The organism is Thermoleptolyngbya sp. C42_A2020_037 (genome assembly GCF_015272455.1).
GTDB lineage: Bacteria > Cyanobacteriota > Cyanobacteriia > Elainellales > Elainellaceae > Thermoleptolyngbya.
The window spans coordinates 35,857-53,327 of the sequence record NZ_JACYLP010000020.1 but is presented as its reverse complement, the minus strand read 5'-3'; the positions used below and the strand labels follow the sequence as shown (position 1 = coordinate 53,327).

The following is a 17,471-nucleotide window of genomic DNA, read 5'->3' as shown; positions in this document are numbered from 1 at the left end:
CCAATGCGGATGAAAGGACTTGAACCTTCACACCTTGCGGTACTAGAACCTAAATCTAGCGCGTCTACCAATTCCGCCACATCCGCACGTTGCCCAGCCCTTTGCCCAACATAAGAGTCGGATCGCTCCGGTCAGGCTTGAACTTGGCTCAACTATCATAGCAAATGCGGGTAGGACTGGTGCATCCGGACTGACGCGCGCAGGTCTGCTGGGATTTATTTGAGAAAGACTTTCGATAGTATTGACATAAAATCTCAATAAGGCTACATTGTCTTTAGTGTTCTCCTCTCAAAGGATCGGCAGGTGGGGTTGGTCAACAGACCAGTCCCCCTTTTTTTGCGTTTCTATCGACTGGGCGACTTGTCCAGAAGCGGTAGCCTGTCCGATACACTAATAGATTGAGATAGATTGAGAACCGAATGAAGTGCGATCGCCCCTATGCAGACCGATACCGCCGCCCAGACCAGATCCCCAATTCCACCAGATGGAACAATGTTTGATGCGATTGTGATTGGCTCTGGCATCGGCGGATTGGTGACGGCGACCCAGCTTGCGGCAAAAGGAGCATCCGTGCTAGTGCTAGAGCGCTACCTGATTCCGGGAGGCAGCGCGGGCTACTTTGAGCGGGAGGGCTATCGGTTTGATGTGGGCGCGTCGATGATCTTCGGCTTTGGCAGCCAGGGTACGACGAACTTGCTGACGCGGGCACTGGCTGCCGTGGACATGGAAATCGAGACAATTCCTGATCCGGTGCAGATTCACTACCACTTACCCGGCGGTCTGGATCTCAAGGTTCATCGCGAATATGAGAATTTTTTGCAAGAACTGATCGCCAAATTTCCCCATGAAGCGAAGGGTATCCGCCGGTTTTATGACGAGTGCTGGGCGGTGTTTAACTGCCTCAACGCGATGGAACTGCTGTCTCTGGAGGAGCCACGCTATCTAACCCGCGTGTTTTTTCAGCATCCCTTTGCCTGTTTGGGATTGGTGAAATATTTGCCCCAAAACGTGGGCGACATTGCCCGTCGCTATATCTCTGACCCAGACCTCCTGCGCTTCATCGACATGGAATGCTACTGCTGGTCGGTGGTGCCCGCAGACCTGACCCCCATGATCAATGCAGGCATGGTGTTTAGCGATCGCCACTATGGCGGGATCAACTATCCCAAAGGTGGCGTAGGGCAGATTGCCCAAAAACTGGCAGAAGGTCTGGAAAAGGCAGGCGGCAAAATCCTTTACAAGTCCCGCGTTACGGAGATCCTGATGGAAAACGGTCGCGCGGTTGGCGTGCGGCTGGCATCGGGCAAAACCTACCGCGCCCGCCGCGTCATTTCCAACGCCACTCGCTGGGACACGTTTGAAAAACTGCTGCCCGCCGCCACCCTGCCCAAATCAGAGCAAAAATGGCAGCAGCGCTATCGCAAGTCGCCCAGCTTCTTTAGCCTGCATCTGGGGGTGAGGGCCGACGTGCTGCCCGCTGGGACGGAGTGCCACCACATTCTGCTAGAAGACTGGAGCCGCATCGAAGCCGCCAGGGGCACAATTTTTGTCTCGATTCCCACACTGCTCGACCCCAACCTCGCGCCCGACGGCTACCACATCATCCACACCTTCACGCCCGACTGGGTAGACCACTGGCAAAACCTCTCGCCCAGCGAGTACGAAGCCCAGAAGGAAGATGTGGCCGCAGCATTGTGCGATCGCCTCGAAGCCATCTTTCCCGGCCTTGCCGCCGGGCTGGATTTTCAGGAAGCGGGCACGCCCCGCACCCATCGCCGCTTTCTCGGCCGCGTAGACGGTTCCTACGGCCCTATTCCCCGGCGCAAGCTGCTGGGCCTGCTGGGAATGCCCTTCAACCGCACCGCTATCCCTGGCCTCTACTGTGTCGGCGACAGCACCTTTCCTGGACAGGGGTTAAACGCAGTCGCCTTTTCGGGCTTTGCCTGCGCCCATCGCGTTGCTGCGGATTTGGGTCTGCGCGGCTAAGCAGGCGGTTCCCACAAAACTATCGCTAACCCTGCTAGTTCACAACGGGCAGATGAATGCTGACGACTGTCTTTGCGGAAGCTTTTCTTGGGCGATCGCCCTCTGTCCAAGTTCAAATCAGGCTCCGATGTCGCAGCGCGGGGATGCCGCGAAAGATGAGTGCTGGGTCACGATGAATGCGGGCAGCGAGGGCTGGGTTTTGTTGAGAAAGCGCCTGGTGGAGTAGGGCGGAGTCGCCGCCTGTCAGGGCGATCGCCCCTTCTGGTTCCTGCAACAGCCAATCGTGAGCAAAGTCTTGAATGCTGGCCAGCAGCGTGTAGAGAATGCCGGAGCGGATGGCGGCGGGTGTGTCGGTAGCCCAGCGCGGCGGCAGGTTTAGGTCTGGCTGGAGCGTGACGAGCGGCAGAACGGCCGTGTCCTGGGCGAGAGCCTGCTGCTGGAGCCGCAGACCGGGAAGAATCGCGCCGCCTACCAGATTGTTGTGTCGATCGGCGGCAGTGAAGGTAAGGGCGGTTCCGGCATCGATCACCAGTACGGGTGCGCCTAGGGAACAGATTGCGCCCCAGAGGGTCAGGGCGCGATCGATGCCGAAGGTGGGGTACATCTTGGCTAGGGGCACGTCCGCCAGGGTAAGGATCTGCTGGGCGGGATACTGCTGCCAGAGGTCTGTCTGCGCGGGCACAACGGAGGCGATCGCCAATGGAACCGGCGCTTGCGGACTCCCCTCACCGATGAGCGGCAAATTTGCGGATGCTGGATCGACGGCAAATTGGGCGATCGCCGCCGCTGTCCAATAGTCTGAGTCCCAGGCTTGCAGCAGCCTGCTATCCGAGAAAGCGGCCCAATGAAGCCGCGAGTTGCCAATTGCAAGAGCCAACCAAAGAGACATGAGGGGTTGGAGGTTAGGAGTTAGGGCTGAGCGGCGGCAGCCTAGTCAGCGCTTGTTTTGATTCTGGATTTTAGATTGTAGATTTTGGAGCGATCGCCGCAACAAAAAAGGTGCGACCGAAGCCACACCTCTGCGAAGGAGATATCAAGGATGAAACGTGAAAGACCGTAGCAGACCAACTACCCAGGTTGCGTTTCGCAAACCCCGGCAGCGTCAACCTACATCAGACCCAACTGGGACAGGATGCCCTGACCCGTCAACAGTTCCGTAGCCAGACCAATCACAAAGCCCAGCATTGCCAGACGACCGTTCCAGGTTTCCGCAAACTGAGTAAAGCCAAACTTGGATTCTTGGGTTTGCATAGCTCAAAGACCTCTCTAGGTTGTCTTTAGGTTGTACTTGTACGTTAACATAACTTAAGAAAAAGCGGCAATAAAACTACACATTTGAGTATCTATGCTGGGCTAGAACTCTATCTATAGGAAGGGGGAGGTGGAAAGAGGGAAGAACGAAGAGAAAAGAAGGAAGAGAGAGAGCGGCTTTTCGTTCTTCGTTTTTCGTTCTTCGTTTTTCGTTCTTCCCTCTTCTCTCTTCATTTTTCGTTCTTCGTTCTTGCTTTTGGATTTTCTCTATGCGCGCCGGTTCGTCTGATCCTGATAGTAGTAGCCTGCCATTGTGCGATCGCCTCTTTGAGCGCATCACCACCCATCCGCAGCGGCGGATCTCATTTGCCGAATTCATGGCGATCGCCCTCTACGACCCGGACTATGGCTATTACGCCACACCCAGCCCACGGATCGGCGCAGCGGGAGATTTCTATACCTCGCCCCATCTGGATGCGGCGTTTGGAGAATTGCTGGCAGAACAGTTTGCCGAACTGTGGCATCTGCTGGGCGCTCCACATCCCTTTACGCTGGTGGAAATGGGCGCAGGCCAAGGGATCTTGGCGGCGGATGTGCTGCGCTATCTCTATCGAGAGCATTACGCCTGCTTTGAAGCCGTGGATTATGTGATTGTGGAAATTTCGGCGGCGATGCGGGCAGAGCAGCAGCGTCGGCTCCAGCCTCTGGCGGACTCTGGCCAGGTGCGCTGGTGCAGTTGGGAAGAGATGCCGCTCGATTCCGTGACGGGCTGCTTTTTCTCAAACGAACTGGTGGATGCGTTTCCAGTGCATCAGGTGGCGATCGCCCAGGGGCAACTCAAAGAAATCTACGTCACCCTTGCGCCAGAGCCAGTTGCAGGCGCAACGCCTCGCTTTATCGAGACGCTGGGCAACCTCTCTACGCCAAGACTGGCGGAGTATTTTGAGCTAGTGGGGGTGGATCTGCTGTCGGAGCGCTATCCCGACGGCTATCGCACCGAGGTCAACCTGGCGGCGCTGGACTGGATGCAAACCGTAGCAGAGCGGCTGCATCGCGGCTATGTCATTACCATCGACTACGGCTATCCGGCGCAGCGCTACTATAGCCCCACCCGCACCACAGGCACGCTCCAGTGCTATTACCAACACGCACACCATTCCGATCCCTACCTGCACATTGGGCGACAAGACCTGACGGCGCACGTCGATTTCACAGCACTGGAGCGACAGGGCGATCGCTGCGGGCTAGACACGCTGGGATTTGTCCCGCAGGGCTTGTTTCTGATGGCTCTGGGGCTGGGCGATCGCCTGGCGGCCCTGTCCCAGCCTGAACCGGGAACCGAGGTGAACCTGGCAGAAATACTGCAACAGCGCGATCGCCTGCAATCGCTGATCGACCCTATGCGGCTGGGCAACTTTGGCGTGTTGGTACAGGGCAGGGGGGTGAAAGCGGCTGCGCTACCCAGAGGCTTGCAAACACCGACCCGGTTGGGAGTTGTTTAGAAGCCGTCTAAAATCAGGAATAATTGAAATCTCTACAAAGGCTGGCTAGAACTGTCGGCATCGCGGAAATATCGGCATGATTTGCCGCTTCACTTCATCATCCTATAAATTTCTTGCCGGGCTATCTATCGAAATATTCCTGGGTTCTTTACAAAGAGTAATGCTGCTTGCTCTGTGGAATTGAGGTTGGGTTTTCCCAACTCTGTCAGCTAGGCTAGTCGAGACACACCATGACAGAAGGCGTTCCTTTCAGAAATCAGCTTTCTTCCGAAAACGCCGCCTCTAGAAACCCGGCCGATCCATTGCTTGCTGCTTGTCCGCCACCTGCTAGCGATTCCTTTTTGCCGCCACCGATTACTGCTGTGGCACAAACCTTAGCGATCGAGGCCGTGCGCCTCATGCACGAGGCTGAATCGGGCTATATTGCCGTTTTGCAGCAAGGGCAACTGCTAGGTCTGTTCACAGCTCAGGATTTGGTTCGGGCGATCGCCCAGGGCATCGACCTGAACGCGACGCAGATTGGCGACCTGGTGCAGCGATCGCCAGTGGTCATAACAGAGGCCGAATGGAACGCGCTGGTTTCCACATCACTGCCGCCTCGTGCTGACCATGTAGCCGTAACGGACTCAGACGGAAAACTCCTGGGCGTGGCAAACCTAAATTTGCCTACGGGAACTGCCCAGGAGCCACAGAGCCACTATCGCCAGCTCGTAGACCATTCGCCCAACCCCATTTTTTGGGTCAACCGGGCAGGGCTGATTCTCAACTGGAACCCTGCCTGTGAGCGGGTGTTTCAGTATGGGCAGACGATGCTGGGGCGATCGCTGCAAGACCTGATGTCCAGCCCAGCGCTGTGGAACACGGTGCAGACGATGATAGAGCAAGTCTTTGAAGGCCAGTCGTTTGCCAATGTAGAGCTAACTTTCCAGTGTCAGGATGGCACCGAATGCCTGACGCTGTCCCGTCTCTATCCGCTGATGGACGATCAGGGGCAGATCGAAGCCTGCATCTTCGCTAACACCGACATCACCGAATATAAACGGCTGGCGATCGCCCTCCGGCAGCGCGAAAAGGATCTGTCCGATGCTCAGCGGCTTGCCCGTCTGGGCAGTTGGGAATACAACGTGCAGACGCAAACGGTGAGATGGTCGGAGCAAACCTATCGCATTTTTGGGCTTGACCCGGCGCAATCGCTGACATACAAAGACTTGCAGCGGCAGATTCATCCGTCGGATGTGCAGTTGTTTAAGCAGTTCGTTAGGCGGGCGATCGCCACGGGCGCTGCCTATGATCACGAAATGCGGATCGTCTTGCCAGATGGCTCAATTCGCTACCTCCACAACCGGGGGCAGGCCATCATGGAGGAGGGGCGGACGGTGCGCCTGTTTGGCACCACGCAGGACATTACTGAGCGCAAGCAGGCAGAACAGCGCCTCCAGCAGCAAACCCAGCGCGAACGGCTGATTGCCCAAATTGCCCAGCGCATTCGCCAATCGCTGGATTCATCTGAGGTGCTTTTTACCACAGTCGAGGAGGTGCGTCAGTTTTTGCAGGCCGACCGCGTGCTGATTTACCAGTTTCGTCCCGACTGGAGTGGGCGCGTGGTGGTGGAGTCGGTCGTTCGAGTAGACTGGTCCCTGTGCGATCGCGTCATCGACGATCCCTGCTTTCGAGAAAACTGGCTAGAGCGCTATCAGCAAGGGCGCGTGCGAGCGATTAACGATGTCTACACCGATGACATCACGCCCTGCCACCGCGACTTTTTGCTGCAATTCCAGGTCACTGCAAACTTGGTGGTGCCGATTCTGGTGCAAAAACAGCTTTGGGGGCTGCTGCTAGTGCATCAGTGCTGCGGTTCGCGCCAGTGGCAAGTTTGGGAGTGTGAGTTGCTGCTGCAACTGGCCACTCAAGTCGGCATTGCGATTCAACAATCGGAACTCTACTATCAGGTGCAGCAACTCAACCAAAGCCTATCGGCTCAGGTGCAGATGCAGACTTCGCAGCTTAAACAAGCGCTCGACTTCGAGAAACTGCTCAAGCGCATTACCGACAAAGTGCGCGACAGCCTCGATGAAAATGTGATTTTGCAAAAGGTGGTGCAAGAGCTAGGAACAGAACTAGAAGTCAGCATTTGTGATACAGGACTCTACGACCTGGAGCAAAATCTCTCCACCATCCAGTACGAGTATGTGGCACCGGGTATCTCTTCTCGGCATTCCAGCATTGTGTCGATTGGAGACTATCCAGACCTGTATAAACAACTCTTCCAAAACCAAATCGTCCACTTTTGCTGGCGCATTGCTCCTCAGACATCCGCAGGCAATTTGCCGGAGAACCTCAACACGAAACCGATTTTGCGAAACATCAATCAGCCTTTTACGGTGTTGGCGTGTCTGCTTCGAGATAATCAGAGTTTATTGGGAGATTTGTGGCTTTATCGGGCAGGGAGCGAGCCATTTAAGGATAGCGAGATTCGTCTGGTGGAACAGGTTGCGAATCAATGTGCGATCGCCATTCGACAAGCCAGACTCTACCAGGCAGCCCGCAGCCAGGTGGAGAAGTTGGAACAGTTGAATGAACTGAAAGATAACTTTTTGAGCAGCGTTTCACACGAGCTACGGACTCCGATGGCGAATGTCAAGATGTCGTCCCAGATGCTAGAACTGAGCCTGCGTCAGATTGGTATTTTCGACAATCCAGATCTGAGTCATATTCACCGCTATTTCCAAATTTTGAAAGATGAATGTCAGCGAGAGCTAAAACTGATTAACGATTTGCTGGATTTATCTCGACTCGATGCTGAAACAGAGCCGCTGCTGCTCACAAGTATTGATCTGTGTGACTGGGTGGCACATATTGCAGAACCATTCCTGGAACGCACTCGCGATCAAAATCAGCATTTGAGTTTGCAAGTCTCAGCAGAGCTTCCGCCAATTCGGACAGATGCCTCCTATCTCAGTCGAGTTCTGGTTGAACTGCTCAATAATGCCTGCAAGTACACCCCTGCTCAAGAGACAGTTCAGGTCATGATTAGCGAATATACCGTTGAATACTTGAGGATCGTCATCACGAATACGGGTGTAGAGATTCCCGCCTCAGAGCAGGAGCGCGTATTTGAACGCTTTTATCGCGTTCCTAGCAATGATCCCTGGAAGCATGAAGGAACAGGATTAGGATTAGCCCTGGTCAAGAAGCTGATCGAGCGGTTGGGTGGGGCGATCGCCCTGGAAAGTCGCGACAACTTTGTGCGTTTTATCCTGACGCTACCCGTTACGCTGCACGACTCGCAAACCCTGTTCACCGACTAGCCCCGTGACCGTTCCGCCCTGCGCTAGCACTGCCTTAAGCAATTGCAGCGCCCCTCTAGAAATGCGCTCGCCTGGAATTAGCAGCGGAATGCCGGGCGGATAGGGACACACGGTTTCCGCAGCGAGGCGATCGCCTGCTTGCTCTAGCGGCACGACTTCACTGCGTGCCAGAAACGCGGCACGGGGCGACAGCACGGGTTCAGCCTCGATCGCGCTATGGGCAATGCCCTCCCCGCACGGGCTACACGCTTCCAGACCGTCGGCAGGCTGAACCGACTGGGCCAAGATCTGAAAGCCTGTCACTAGTTGCTCGATATCTGCCAGCGTGTTGCCTAGGCTGAGGATGAAGCTGAGATGCGTTAGACCCGGCAGTTCTGCGGTTACGCCCAATTTTGTATGCAGGATTTCGTCTGCGGCAAAGCCCGATAGTCCTAGCCCGCTTACGTCTACGGTTAACCGAGTGGGGTCGAGGGCGATAAATCCGGGGGTGCAGGCCTGATCGGCTGTGAGCAGGCGCAGGTTTGGAATTTGGGCAAGCTGGGTGCGGGCGATCGCCGCCAGATCGAGGGTGCGCTGCATCAGTTCTAACCCGTGCTGCGCCAGTTGCCAGCGGGCGGCATCCAGCGAGGCCAATAGCAAATAGCTGGGACTGGTGGACTGCACCAATCGCAGGGCGCGGCTGAGGCGGTCAGGCTCGACGCGATCGCCCTGGCAGTGCAGCATCGAGGCCTGGGTCATTGCGCCCAGCACTTTGTGGGTGGATTGCACCACAATATCTGCCCCTGCTGCCAGCGACGGGGTGGGGAAGTCGGGATGAAAGGCAAAATGTGCGCCGTGGGCTTCGTCTACAATCAGCGGAATGCCGCGCTGATGGGCGAGTTGGGCGATCGCCCCGATGTCTCCACAGGCTCCGTAATAGGTCGGGTAGACCAGCATCACTGCCTTCGCGTTTGGGTGTTGCGCCAGGGTGGCGGCGATCGCGCCGGGAGAAACGCCGTGGGCAATGCCCCAGTCGGGGTCATAGTCCGGCTGCACAAAGACAGGTATCGCGCCAGAGAGAACCAGGGCGGCGATCGCCGCTTGGTGGCAGTTCCTTGGCAAAATTAGCGCGTCGCCGGGGCCGCAGGTGGCCAGCACCGCCGCCTCGATGCCACAGGTCGAGCCGTTCGCCAGAAACCAAGTCTGGGCTGCCCCAAACAGGTCGGCGGCCAACTCCTGCGCCTGCAAAATTGCCCCCTCTGGGGCAAACAGGTTGTCCAACTCCGGCAGTTCGGGCAGGTCGGCCAGGAAGGGGCGATCGCCCAGCAGTTCCCGCATTGGCGCTGGAATGCCCCGACCGCGCTTGTGCCCTGGCGTATAAAACGGCGCGTGGGGCCGCTGGGCACAGTCTCGCAGCGTCATCAGCAGCGGTAGTGCCTGCTGATCCATACCCGGATTCCCACGCTGACCCATACACTACTGCACCGTCGTCTGCGGCTCCAAAATTACCGCCTCGTAGCGTACCACGCCAGGTTTTTCGCTGCCGATACAGCGGGCGGCCTGACGCGACAAATCGAGCGATCGCTGACCGACATAGGGTCCCCGGTCGTTGATGCGGACGATAACCGAGGCTCCGCTGCGGACGTTGGTGACGCGCAGGTAGGTATTGAATGGCAATTTGGGGTGGGCAGCGGTCAGGGCATATTGGTTAAACCGCTCACCGTTGGCCGTCAGGCGGTTGTGAAATCCGGGCCCATACCAGGAGGTGATGCCACCCAAGTTGCGGCTCGTTTGAGTCAGGCTGTAGAGGTCTGCCTGTGCCTCCATCAGCGACAGAGGCGCTTCGCCCAGGGCCACCCGCAGGTTATTCAGCCAGTCGATGGCGACCAGATCGGCCGTGCGGTTTAGGCGATTGGCCAGCGCCCGATCAACGCGGAACAGCAGGCGATCGCCCCCGCCAGCGGTTGACCTTTCGTTTGACCTAGTGTCGGATTTTGCATTGGATTTTGCATCACCCAGCGCCACACTGGGTTCCCCCTCCACCAGCACCAGTCGCAACTGGTCTACCGAAAACCCAGGACTGCCCAGCGCAGCGGTCAGCCGTTGGGCAATGGGGGCAGCCTCTTCGCTGCTGGGTAGCTCCATCACCACTTTGCTGTTCACCCAGATCTGGTAAACCGTTGCAGCGTCGGGGCGGGCCGGTGCGGGTGGAGTTTGCTGAGTTGCCCCGCGCTTTACGCCTTCTGAACTGGCAGGCGGACTGTCCAGACATTGCTTAAAGACCTGTTGCACTCCGGTGGCCGGGGCCGCTGCTGGGCGCACGATGACTCTCGGAATCGCCGGTGGGCGAGGCGCGATCGCCGCTGCGGGTACAGTCTCGGTCTGAGGCTGAGTTCTAGGCTGTGTCGAGTCAGCCGTCGGGGTCAGAGTGCGAGAGCGGCGAAGGGGTGGAGCGGGCGATCGCCCTGTGCCAGCCGGAGACATCAACCGCACATTGCGCCAGGAGAGTAAAGATTCGGGGCGCGATCGCTCCCATTGCTGTCTCCGGCAAAGGTCAGTTGCCAAAAGACCCGTCGGACAGCCGGATGCCGCTTTGGGCGTTGTCCCGCTTGAGGGCTTCTGGTTTGATGCGCCCTGACTTGATTTCTGATGAGATAAAGTTTGATTGGATGGATTGGATCGAGAAGTGCCCGATTGGGTCGAAACTTCAGCAGATGCCGAAACGGTAGATACAGCGCCAAGCTCAGCCACCAAAGGCTGCATCAGCATTCCCCAAAAAGGCGAAAAAAAACTGACCGTGGATGTTGCCATCCCGGCAAGTCCTAAAACGCTCATAGTTAACCAGTAATGAACACACAACAAAACCAGGGTTGAGCCGTTGCCAGCAGCGCTGCAACCCACAGGACTAAACCCTGGCCGCCGCCTGCTGACCGCGTGTTCAACGCCCAATTTCAAAATCGTTAGGACTAGGACCGCACCCGCGCCCTGCCTAACCCCGTCATTCTAGAGCGGCAGATTGGGGCAAACCATCCACCACTGAGAGGAAATCCACCTCCTCCCCAAAGCCTCACCCGATCGGACGAGCGATCGCCCGCAATCGATACAGGATCAGCTTTTCTATAAGGTTCCCTAGCATAAGGGATTTTTCTAGAGAATTTTCAAAAAGTTATCAGTTATACACAAATTTTGTTCATATTGCTAAACAAATCCAGGAAATGAGTTGCCATGCCTTACCCCTCCTCATCTTCCGAACTGTCCCAGTGGCAGTGCTTGCTGAAAAACCTCGGGGCCTGGGAAGGCTCGTTTACACGGCTCTCGCCTGCGGGCGCTGAAGTCAGCAGCGTGCCGACGGTGGTGACCCTGGAGGGGCTAAACCAAAACCAGACCATCCGCCAGACGCTAGAGTTTGGCGAATCGACCACAGGCGACCCGCCGACAACCAAGGTGCTGGAATATAGCAGCCTCAACCGCAGCACGCTGTTTTTTGAAACAGGCGCATTTTCGCAGGGGTCGCTGCAATTTAGCCCCTTTGGGGAATTTGGCGCAGAGTTGGGCTTCATTGCGGGCAATCGCCGGATGCGCTTGGTGGAGCTATTTCATGGCGAAAACGGTGAGAGCCGCCTCAGCAGCCTGACGCTGATCCGCGAAACGCTGCGGGGTAGTTCCGCTGCCGAACGCCCACCCCTCACCGTCGAGCAACTGGTGGGCACCTGGCACGGCCGCGCTGTGACGCTGTATCCCGACTGGCGATCGCCCGAAACCTATTCCACCACGCTTTCGGTCAGCCTGGACAGAACCCAACTCCAGCAGCACCTCACTGCTCCCGGTCTGTCCCTCCGCACCACGGGCAGCGTCACCCCCACTGCCATTCACTTCACCCAGGGCAGCACCCCGCTCCAACTCCTCTTCCTGCCCGATGGAGCCTCGGCCAATACGCCGCTTGTCATTCCTAAGGGCCAACCCTTCTTTTTGGAGGCGGGCTGGCTGATCTCGCCTACCCGCCGCCAGCGCATGATTCGCCGCTACGACGCACAGGGCGGCTGGGAAAGCCTGACGCTGGTAGAGGAAGAGAAGGTGTAATGGGAGCAGCGCATCCTATGAAAGCGCATTAAACCGCATTAAATCTTGCAGCATGATCGTGCAGCATTAACGGTATGACTTATGCAGTGGGACGATTTCTCTTGAGGCTGCGACCGCGAGAAATCGCCCAAAATCCAGAAAATTTATCGCAAGTGCATCAGTCCTGAACGTGGGAAGATCAAGCTAAAGCGGGATGCACGCTGCTCGCCCGTTTCTGCTTCTGTCCCCTCAATCCCCTGTATTTTCTAGTGCTGTGGCAAGCTGATTTCTACCGTCGCCCTCTGCAAACTGAAGCGGGTGAAGCCCTTTGGGAACTGGTCGTGTGTGACCCAACGGGGGCCTTTAGCGCCTGTGTGGATTGTCCGCAGTCGCTGGCAACGGTCGATTGGCTAGCGGCCCAGTTCAAGCGACTACAGGCAGAAGGATCGCCAGAGCGGATTCAGGTGTTTCGGCCGCAGAGTTTGGGCCTGATCGAAGCAGCAGCTAGGGAAGCTGGTTTCACGGTAGAGCCGACGCGCCACGCGCCGATGCTGAAGCATTTTTTGCTGCGCCGCGCTGCCTACTACCCCAACTTGCCAGGGTACACAGGCGAAGCCTACGACCCACTGGCGATCGACGCGCCGCCCCCTATGCCCGTGCCAGAAGCAATTTGGGGCGATCGCTGGCGATTTGCTGCCCTTGCCGCTGGTGATCTAGAAGTTTTCTACGGCGATCGCCCCATTCCCATTTGCTCCACACCCGATCGCCTTTTGCCGATTAATCTGGGACTGGCCTCTACCCAGCCTGTTCCGGGGGTCATCATCGACGGCGGACGGCAGGCAATGAGGCTGGCGCGATGGCTTCAGGAGGTGCGCCCCGCGCTATTGAGCTATGTGCCGGGTGCCCCCGACGGGCTGATTTTGGAGGCTGGCTTGAGCGATCGCTGGATTCTGTCCACCTTTCACGATGCCGACGTGGCTGCGGCGGCCCGCCTCTTTCAGCAGCGGCAGCGCGAGGCTAACGGACTGCACTTTTTGCTGGTACAGCCAGACGACACGGGCGTAACCTATAGCGGGTTTTGGCTGCTGGGCTAAGGGGTCAGCCCGATTCGGCGAGGCTCTTTAGCAGCCACCCCAGCACAATTCCTACCCCGCCAAAGCGCACCGCCATCCAGAAGGGTTCCTTAAGGCTGCTCCAGGAAAAAAGCTGGCTCTCCAGGGCGACTTCCAGTTCCGCAAGCTGATCCTTCAAGCGCCTTAGCTCCAGCTTTAGGGAGGGATCTTGCGTGTGGGCATAGTCGCGCTGCACCTGCTCGACGCGCTGTTGCAGGGCTTCCTGACGCTGCTGGTCGGTCTTGACCTGGGCATAGCGTGCTTGCAGGGCTTGGAGCGATCGCCCTAGTTCGTCTAGCGCCTGTTCAAAGTCGGGTTCGGGAGGGGTCATTGGGGCAGGGGGGTAAAGGGATGGCGTGATATCGATTCTGGATTTTAGATTGGCGATTTTGGATTGCCAGTTCAATTCTTAACCCCGCTCCCCTAACCCCCTCACCGTTTTCACCTTCAGTTCTAGCGTCGCGTCTTCGTCGCACACGATCAGGGCGTTGGGATGCAGTTGCAGCGCGGAAATCGTCCACAGGTGATTGATGCAGCCTTCGACCGCGTGGTGAACGGCCTGGGCTTTGGCCGCGCCTTGCGCCAGGATCATCACTTCCTGGGCATCGAGAATCGTGCCCACGCCAACGGTAAGGGCGTGGGTGGGCACCTGGCTGGGGTCGTCAAAAAAGCGGGCGTTGACCCGGCGCGTGCGCTCGCCCAGGGCTTGCAGGTGCGTCCGAGAGGCGAGGGACGTGCCTGGTTCGTTGAACGCAATGTGCCCGTCTTCGCCCACGCCCCCAATGAATAGATTTACACCACCGAAGGACTTCATTTTATCTTCGTAGGCGGCACATTCTGCGGCCAGATCGGGCGCATTGCCATTGGGAATATGGACATTTTGGGCAGGAATGTCGATGTGCTTCAAGAAGTTTTGATGCATGTAGGTGTGATAGCTTTGCGGGTGATGTTGGGGCAGCCCAACATACTCGTCCATATTAAAGGTGACGACATGTTGGAAGCTGATTTTTCCCTGCTGGTATAGCTCAATCAGACGGGCGTATAGCTTGAGCGGGGTGCTGCCTGCGGGCAATCCAAGGACAAACGGGCGATCGCCTGTCGGAGCAAAATCAGCAATGCGCCGCAGAATATATTGTGCTGCCCACTCAGCTACCTCAACAGCAGTTGGGCACAGGATTAGACGCATGAGATATCGCAGGGTGTGAAGAGGATGGAGCCGTGAAAATACGTAGAAAAGTAAACCTAAGAAACGATTGGTAAAGATTGGAGGACTTTTGAATCCCAACTCAAATCAGGTTTGGTATCGTAATTGGCATAACAGATCGTTTTCAATACCGTCAGCCGCCCGAAACGGAGTTTACAAAATTCAGTCTCTCTTTATCTAGGCTGGCTCGTTCATATGTGATTTCAATTCGGGTCGGCGATTTTATTTTAAGTCGGCCGTTTAGGTTTACAGGCAATCAGCTCATAGATAACAGGCAAAGCTCAGGCGATCGCTCGTCTGGGCATTTTTTTGCATTCGGCTAGCCCGTTGTTCCCTATAGCCAGTTCCCCACCAAAATAAACGGGGCCCAGTAGGCTGGCCGGGCAAACTTGCCGCCGGACTCGATTAGCTGGATTTGCGCCTGCTGTAGGGCTTTGGCTTTGCTCAGGTCTGGGTTTTTCAAATCTGCATAGAAGCCTTGAATCAAGTCAGAGGTGGCTGCATCGTTGACAAACCAGAGCGAGGCCAGCACGCTGCGAACGCCCGCTTGGGCCGCGACACCGGCCAGCCCCAGCGCTGCGCGATCGTCGCCGACGGCGGTGGTGCAGGCTGTGAGCGAGAGCAACTGCACCGGGCGGTTTGGATCGACCCCCCGCAAGAGCCGATCAAGCTGGTTGAGGGTCAGCTTGTTTTCTGGTGGGTCCGCCGTGACCAGGAACGTGTCTTCTGCCTCAGTGCCAAAGATGCCGTGGGTGGCAATGTGCAAAATCGGAAAATTGTTCGAGAACAGCGTTTGTGTCAGGTTATCGAGCCGGAATGCGCTGCCCGTTAGCGTCCGGCTGCGGGGCAGTTCGACGAGAATTGCGTCCAGTTCTTCACTGACGTAAAACAGGGGGTCAAAGCGACCCGCTTCGCTGTCGGCCGGGCTGGTGTCGGTGAGTCCGGCGGCGAGGGCGCGGAGGTTGCCCCGAGCTAGCGGCACAGGGCTGGTGAGTTGCAGGCTGGGCGTATAGGCGATCGCATACTTTTGGATCAAAAACTGCGTGCCATCGTGCAGGGCTGACATGGGCACACTCCGCAAGATATCATCCTGCACAAAGGTCAGCGTTTCCACCTGCTGTTGCTGGAAGAGTGGTTCAAACGGGCGGATGAGCTGGTCATACAGTTTTTGGGCGGGCTGTGGATTGTAGGCACGAAAGTCCACCTCTAGACCGCGACGGTAAGCGTTGACTTCGTCGCGCAGGGTTTGGCGGTCGGTGTTGATCCACTCGTACTGGCGATCGCCATTGGGCAGCGTCAGCAAAACGGCAGTCCGATCGTCCAAAACCACCGTGCTAATGACTGCCGTGCGATCGCCCTCCGTCAGCAGCTTTTGCGCCACCGTCAGATCCACGTTTCGTGAGGTCAGCACGCAGTCGTCTCCGAAGTAGTTCTGCAATTCAGCCAGCTTCAGGGAATCGAGCGTCCCCAGGGCGCGGCTGAGGCTGTCAGGCTGGTCGCTGCTGACGGGTGGCAGTAACTCCGACGGTTTGCCCTGCTTCAGCCGCAGCGCCACTAGCTCCCGATACACTGGGTCGATGGAGTCTCGAAAATCAAACTGAATATCACGGCTGGCGATCAGGATGTCGTCGCGGATGATTTCTAACGTGGCGATCGCCCGCTCATAGGCCGCGATGGATTCCGTCGTTTGTCCTTGCGCCTGCAAAATACGTCCCGTTTGCCATTCCCAGAGGTAGCGGCTGTCGTATTCACCCTCTGCGGCAATGCGGGCATCCTGCGTGATTTCTAGTGCTTTTTCGTATTCCTTCTGACATTCGTACCAGTGTCCTAGTTCCCCCAGCGCAAATGAGAGTGAGCGGCGATCGCCCAGCTTCTCGGCCGCATTCGCGATTGAATTCAGGGTCTCCTTCGCGTCATTATTCGCCGCAGGATTCGCTCCAGGATTTGCAGCGAGGGTAAAACACTGGCTGCGGGCAATCGGCTGCTGGGGCGAGGCGGGCATCAGCAGCCGCACCCAGTCGAGGGCGGCCAGCAGCGTATCCTGACTGGTTGGAAGCTGATTCAGCAGGGCTTTGACGGACTGACGCGCATTTTGGGCTGCTGCGACATTGCCTGTGCGGTCGTAGGCGGGAATCGCATCCAGCAGCGCCCGCAGCCGCTCGGCGGGCTGAGTTGCCCAGTCGAGGCTTTGCTGAAAGTCCTGGAGTGCGGACTGGTCGAGCGATCGCCCCTCGTCTCGCAGTCGTTCGGCTCGCTGCACATCGCCTAGGAGATCTGCCGAGTTGGCCTGCCGATAGCGCACCACCGCCTGTCGGGTTTTCAGCGCTCCCAGGTTGCTGTAGGTCGCCGCCAACAGCGTCCGGTCGTCGAGCGTTCTGGCTAAGCTTAGGGCTTGGTCTAATGCCGCTTTGGACAAGTCATCATTGCCCATCAGCCGATGGGATTGCCCCAGGCTGCCCCAGGCGGCGGCTTCGCCGTGGCGGTCTGCGGTGCGCTGGGCGATCGCCACGGCGCTTTCCTCCCCGCAGCCGCCCTTGGCACTCCGAGGTTCCTCGCCACACAGCAGCGCCACGGCTTTGCGATATTGCCCAAGGCGGTTGTAAATCTGCGCCTGCTCAGTGAGCGATCGCCCCCAGCGGGCGGTATAGTCCACCGCGCGTTCGGGCTGCTGGGCTGCAAGCTGGCGATAGGTGTTTCCTGCCGTTTGCCACAGGCTTAGCGCATCGGTCTGTTGCCCGATGGCCTGCCGGGCCCGGGCCAGGTTTTCCGTGAGGATGACTTCGTGGGCAGGGTTGGGCTGCTGGCGATAGGTGTCGCGCACGGACTCCCACAGGGCGATCGCCCCTAGATAATCCCCCTGGCGATAGCGGTCAATCCCCTGCTGCACCTGGGCCGCTGGGTTCACGGCTTGTCCCCAGCCAGACCGTAGCGGCAGCACCATGCATAGCCACACGATCAACAGCCCCAATCCCAGGTACAGGAGCCGATGCCAGCCCCGCCGCCATTGCTGCATCTCCGGCAGGAGCCTGCCCCTCTGCATCCCGCGCGTTGCCCTTCTCCGTTGGCTCAT

At 57.7% G+C, this 17,471-nt stretch carries 12 protein-coding genes and 1 tRNA gene; 5 read left to right on the top strand and 8 right to left on the bottom strand.

The annotated features are described in order from the left end of the window. Positions 1-4 precede the first annotated feature (4 nt). A tRNA-Leu gene (locus IGS16_RS06310) sits at positions 5-86 on the bottom strand. Positions 87-438: 352 nt separating this feature from the next. On the opposite strand from IGS16_RS06310, the gene crtH reads away from it, so the two are divergent. Further along, on the top strand, positions 439-1,986 hold the full coding sequence (gene crtH, locus IGS16_RS06305) for a carotenoid isomerase (protein ID WP_367185738.1): 1,548 nt from the start codon (positions 439-441) through the stop codon (positions 1,984-1,986). Between the two features lie 112 nt (positions 1,987-2,098). Here crtH and IGS16_RS06300 read toward each other — a convergent pair whose 3' ends face one another. Both IGS16_RS06300 and IGS16_RS06295 read right to left on the bottom strand, forming a co-directional pair. Next, a complete protein-coding gene (locus IGS16_RS06300; protein WP_297084287.1) occupies positions 2,099-2,875 on the bottom strand; it encodes a pantothenate kinase in 777 nt (258 codons plus the stop codon). Between the two features lie 218 nt (positions 2,876-3,093). Further along, positions 3,094-3,237, bottom strand: a complete 144-nt coding sequence (locus IGS16_RS06295) for a chlorophyll a/b-binding protein (RefSeq protein ID WP_068507618.1) — start codon at positions 3,235-3,237, stop codon at positions 3,094-3,096. Positions 3,238-3,506: 269 nt separating this feature from the next. Here IGS16_RS06295 and IGS16_RS06290 point away from each other — a divergent pair, with 269 nt between their 5' ends. Both IGS16_RS06290 and IGS16_RS06285 read left to right on the top strand, forming a co-directional pair. Then, on the top strand, positions 3,507-4,739 hold the full coding sequence (locus IGS16_RS06290) for a class I SAM-dependent methyltransferase (RefSeq protein WP_297084285.1): 1,233 nt from the start codon (positions 3,507-3,509) through the stop codon (positions 4,737-4,739). A 230-nt stretch (positions 4,740-4,969) separates the two neighbouring features. After that, positions 4,970-8,047, top strand: a complete 3,078-nt coding sequence (locus IGS16_RS06285; RefSeq protein WP_297084283.1) for a GAF domain-containing protein — start codon at positions 4,970-4,972, stop codon at positions 8,045-8,047. Here IGS16_RS06285 and IGS16_RS06280 read toward each other — a convergent pair. Together IGS16_RS06280 and IGS16_RS06275 are read right to left on the bottom strand one after the other, a co-directional pair. Continuing rightward, positions 8,003-9,499, bottom strand: a complete 1,497-nt coding sequence (locus tag IGS16_RS06280) for an aminotransferase class I/II-fold pyridoxal phosphate-dependent enzyme (RefSeq protein ID WP_297084281.1) — start codon at positions 9,497-9,499, stop codon at positions 8,003-8,005. The genes IGS16_RS06285 and IGS16_RS06280 overlap by 45 nt on opposite strands. A gap of 3 nt (positions 9,500-9,502) precedes the next feature. Next, on the bottom strand, positions 9,503-10,591 hold the full coding sequence (locus IGS16_RS06275) for a septal ring lytic transglycosylase RlpA family protein (RefSeq protein WP_297084280.1): 1,089 nt from the start codon (positions 10,589-10,591) through the stop codon (positions 9,503-9,505). A gap of 660 nt (positions 10,592-11,251) precedes the next feature. Here IGS16_RS06275 and IGS16_RS06270 point away from each other — a divergent pair. Both IGS16_RS06270 and IGS16_RS06265 read left to right on the top strand, forming a co-directional pair. Beyond that, positions 11,252-12,106, top strand: coding sequence for a DUF3598 family protein (locus tag IGS16_RS06270; protein WP_297084277.1), 855 nt, complete (start codon positions 11,252-11,254; stop codon positions 12,104-12,106). 248 nt (positions 12,107-12,354) lie between these two features. After that, the gene (locus tag IGS16_RS06265) at positions 12,355-13,179 is read left to right on the top strand and encodes a Tab2/Atab2 family RNA-binding protein (RefSeq protein ID WP_297084275.1); all 825 of its coding nucleotides are present in this window, start codon (positions 12,355-12,357) and stop codon (positions 13,177-13,179) included. A gap of 4 nt (positions 13,180-13,183) precedes the next feature. Here IGS16_RS06265 and IGS16_RS06260 read toward each other — a convergent pair whose 3' ends face one another. From IGS16_RS06260 to IGS16_RS06250, 3 genes are all read right to left on the bottom strand, one after another. Further along, positions 13,184-13,528, bottom strand: coding sequence for a hypothetical protein (locus IGS16_RS06260; RefSeq protein WP_297084273.1), 345 nt, complete (start codon positions 13,526-13,528; stop codon positions 13,184-13,186). A gap of 78 nt (positions 13,529-13,606) precedes the next feature. Further along, positions 13,607-14,383 (bottom strand): glucosamine-6-phosphate deaminase, encoded by a 777-nt coding sequence (nagB, locus tag IGS16_RS06255; protein ID WP_297084271.1) that lies wholly within the window; start codon positions 14,381-14,383, stop codon positions 13,607-13,609. A gap of 352 nt (positions 14,384-14,735) precedes the next feature. After that, positions 14,736-17,471 carry a CHAT domain-containing protein gene (locus IGS16_RS06250; protein WP_297084269.1) on the bottom strand — a complete coding sequence of 912 codons (2,736 nt, stop codon included), beginning with the start codon at positions 17,469-17,471 and terminating at the stop codon, positions 14,736-14,738.

What these genes read in the sequence shown, in the direction of transcription:
- nagB (WP_297084271.1), bottom strand. Translation starts at nt 14,383, where the DNA reads ATGCGTCTAATCCTGTGCCCAACTGCTGTTGAGGTAGCTGAGTGGGCA.
- IGS16_RS06285 (WP_297084283.1), top strand. Translation starts at nt 4,970, where the DNA reads ATGACAGAAGGCGTTCCTTTCAGAAATCAGCTTTCTTCCGAAAACGCC.
- IGS16_RS06295 (WP_068507618.1), bottom strand. Translation starts at nt 3,237, where the DNA reads ATGCAAACCCAAGAATCCAAGTTTGGCTTTACTCAGTTTGCGGAAACC.
- crtH (WP_367185738.1), top strand. Translation starts at nt 439, where the DNA reads ATGCAGACCGATACCGCCGCCCAGACCAGATCCCCAATTCCACCAGAT.
- IGS16_RS06260 (WP_297084273.1), bottom strand. Translation starts at nt 13,528, where the DNA reads ATGACCCCTCCCGAACCCGACTTTGAACAGGCGCTAGACGAACTAGGG.
- IGS16_RS06290 (WP_297084285.1), top strand. Translation starts at nt 3,507, where the DNA reads ATGCGCGCCGGTTCGTCTGATCCTGATAGTAGTAGCCTGCCATTGTGC.
- IGS16_RS06250 (WP_297084269.1), bottom strand. Translation starts at nt 17,471, where the DNA reads ATGAGCCAACGGAGAAGGGCAACGCGCGGGATGCAGAGGGGCAGGCTC.
- IGS16_RS06270 (WP_297084277.1), top strand. Translation starts at nt 11,252, where the DNA reads ATGCCTTACCCCTCCTCATCTTCCGAACTGTCCCAGTGGCAGTGCTTG.
- IGS16_RS06300 (WP_297084287.1), bottom strand. Translation starts at nt 2,875, where the DNA reads ATGTCTCTTTGGTTGGCTCTTGCAATTGGCAACTCGCGGCTTCATTGG.
- IGS16_RS06280 (WP_297084281.1), bottom strand. Translation starts at nt 9,499, where the DNA reads ATGGGTCAGCGTGGGAATCCGGGTATGGATCAGCAGGCACTACCGCTG.